We start from the raw sequence: 2721 nt of genomic DNA on the forward strand, positions 1-2721 counted from the left end.
GTTCATGCCTGCCACCGTGTTGATAAAACGGCTTTAAAATCCGTATTCCAAATCACTTTCTACAATGAGCTGATTTATCGAATCACTACTAATTTGTTTCATGGCCGTTTTAGATTCTTTGTCTTCTGGCTCTTCTTGACTCGATTTATTGCAGCCGCTGATAAGAAGCTGCTTTATTTCCTTCAATTCATCCATTACTTTGCTGCAGGAGCATGTCCCCGTTGACGTACCGATACGTCCAATCTCCTGTTTAACTTGCTGTGCTACCCATTCAGATAATTCACGACTTGTAGATAAATGCTCCAAAAAGTCATGTACATCATCCGTAAATTTCAATGCGCTGACATTGTATTGATTTCGGCGTGTCATTCTGAATTAGCGATCCTTACGCTAACTGGAATGTTGCGTTTTAAATAATTTTTCGCAACGATCTCTGAAGCATAAATATTCAATTTGCGTGAATCTTCAGGAAATATATGATACAGCTTAGCTACTTTCTCGCCCAGTTGTTTACATAAGTAATCCATCATGTATTTGCGAAGTGCTTGATTTACACCACCAATGTGAACGTAATACACTAGATCCCCTTGCCTAAAATTGAAACTTTGTAATGACTTCTGCATGGCAACAGCTGCAAAATCATTTAGTACCGGCTCAATATCCTCTGTCAGAGGGAACTCTGCATGAGATACTGGATCCTTATATAAAAAAATTTGAGATTCAATGTGTGAGAGGATAAAGGATTCCAGAGACCGAACGTCCTGAAAATAATCCATAAGCTTGTCCGTTCTTAATTTCTCCAATACCGCTAAATAACTTTGATCCGTTGATGATACAAAGTCATCTGACTTTTGAGCTCCGTTTAGATCAGGCTGCAGCTTACATAAATCTTGACTTTGACCTCCAATATCATCTATGACCGTAAATGCTTCCTTGTACCTCTTAGCATCCTCCTTTATATTGCCTTCAAGATCGAGTTTCRGAGCATGTCGCGCATTTTCTCCTTCTATGCGGCACTCAGCATAATTCACTTTAATCGTTAGTTTACGACTAAATCCTGGAGTAATAAGTTCGAAAGAGGTTTCTACTTGAAAACGATCTGCCATCGTTGCTAATTTTTCTTTAAAACTATTTCCTTTCTTAACCAGCCAAACTGGTAATAACGTGCCAAAATACTCAATCGATATGGTATCTTGATTCAGCTCTGGGCATTTAAATGCATGATATAATGCTAATCCAGCAAGCCAAGTAACCCATACCGTCTCAGATTTTGTTTTATCATGTAATTTATAGATATGAGCATTACCTAAGAGCTCCGCCTGTGCTCGTTTTCCAACCATGAAGAACAGATCACCCGACTTGACAACAAGTTGTTCTCCAAGGGAATCAGCAGGAATGGTCTGTGCAAATAACCCCTCTACAGCCTCTGACGAAATTTCTTTAATAGATGAAGGCATCTCAAAATAATGACCATCAATCATGAATTGGCCAAGTGAGTTACCAAAGTCGGTAACCATACGTTGAATATTCAATTGTAATTCCTCCTATTAGTTATTTCGTATTCACTGATAGATTCACTTCTAAGATTTGTTTTGTATAATTTTCTCTTGTTTCTTTATGTTAGAGTAATTCTTCAATGCTTTAGCGACTAGTTTTAAAAATTCGTCTTCATAACTTTCAAGTGCTTTCAACGGTATTCTCCTTTCTACGAAGTTTCTGATTTATTTGAAGGAAAAAACAAAAAGGAAAATTTGAGGTTAAATTATGAAATATTCATTGCGGTAAGTACAGGGGAAAGTGTAAAATTGTAGGTGTCTAGGCAACAATCATACTTTTTCCCTGAGAAGATGGTCGACTCGTAATCGATCATCTTTTCTTTTCGATTTGAAATATGACTATATATCGCAATTGAATCGATAAATAATTCAGGATCAGTCACTTATATTGTTTCAAAACGAAACATTTTTAATCAAAAAAAAGCGTCCAATCAAATTTTAAAGCACCAGCTATTTTCTTAGCTGTATCAACGCTTGGAGAACGCAGACCATTCTCAATATTCGTGTAATTACTCCTACTGACTCCAGCACGATCAGCAACTGTTTCTTGACGTTCCAGACCTCTTAGTTGAATGAGCCATTCACGATTGGATTCTTTCATTTCGTCACCCCCTTATAAAATGTTTCGTAACGAAACCTTTATTGTGTTCATTATATGTTTCGTAACGAAACTTGTCAATGATTTTGTTTCTTATTGAAATGATTTCGTATATGTTTCAATAAGAAACGTTATAATAGTCTTGAGGTGATTAATATTTCAGAATTAATGGGTAAAAGAATTGAACAAGAACGAATTCGAAATGATTGGACTCAAGAAATAGTAGCTAACAAACTTGGTGTAGCTAGATCAACATATGCTAACTATGAAGCCGGTAAACGTGAACCTAGTTTAGAGAACATTAAACTATTGGCAGATATTTTCGATGTAACTACCGATTATTTAATAGGTCATTCAGACATTAGAAATTTATTTGATAAGAATAATATTGAGAGAATTAATCTAACTGATGACAAAAAAGTCGAGTTGTATAAACTTCTTGAGAAAATGAACAAAGAACAAGTCGATCATATCCTTAAAACTGTTCAGTTTATTATTAAAAATTAATTCTTTTTGATCTCTTCTAAAAAATCAACTAGTATGTACATATTCGGATCTACCTTTAAG

Annotated in this window: 4 protein-coding genes; 1 reads left to right on the forward strand and 3 read right to left on the reverse strand. The window is 35.4% G+C overall.

The genetic code is table 11. The features are described 5' to 3' along the window. Window positions 1-33: 33 nt before the first annotated feature. From AC1DSE_RS33940 to AC1DSE_RS33950, 3 genes are all read right to left on the reverse strand, one after another. Window positions 34-369 carry a hypothetical protein gene (locus tag AC1DSE_RS33940; protein WP_441883427.1) on the reverse strand — a complete coding sequence of 112 codons (336 nt, stop codon included), beginning with the start codon at window positions 367-369 and terminating at the stop codon, window positions 34-36. Further along, window positions 366-1532, reverse strand: a complete 1167-nt coding sequence (locus AC1DSE_RS33945; protein WP_477528977.1) for an Alp7A family actin-like protein — start codon at window positions 1530-1532, stop codon at window positions 366-368. The genes AC1DSE_RS33940 and AC1DSE_RS33945 overlap by 4 nt, the downstream gene beginning before the upstream one ends. A gap of 433 nt (window positions 1533-1965) precedes the next feature. Then, the gene (locus tag AC1DSE_RS33950; protein WP_441883423.1) at window positions 1966-2157 is read right to left on the reverse strand and encodes a helix-turn-helix transcriptional regulator; all 192 of its coding nucleotides are present in this window, start codon (window positions 2155-2157) and stop codon (window positions 1966-1968) included. Between the two features lie 144 nt (window positions 2158-2301). Between AC1DSE_RS33950 and AC1DSE_RS33955 the strand changes: the two genes are divergently transcribed. Then, window positions 2302-2661, forward strand: a complete 360-nt coding sequence (locus AC1DSE_RS33955) for a helix-turn-helix domain-containing protein (RefSeq protein WP_477512456.1) — start codon at window positions 2302-2304, stop codon at window positions 2659-2661. The last annotated feature ends 60 nt before the right edge of the window (window positions 2662-2721 follow it).

This window comes from Paenibacillus sp. 01L418, from assembly GCF_056400045.1.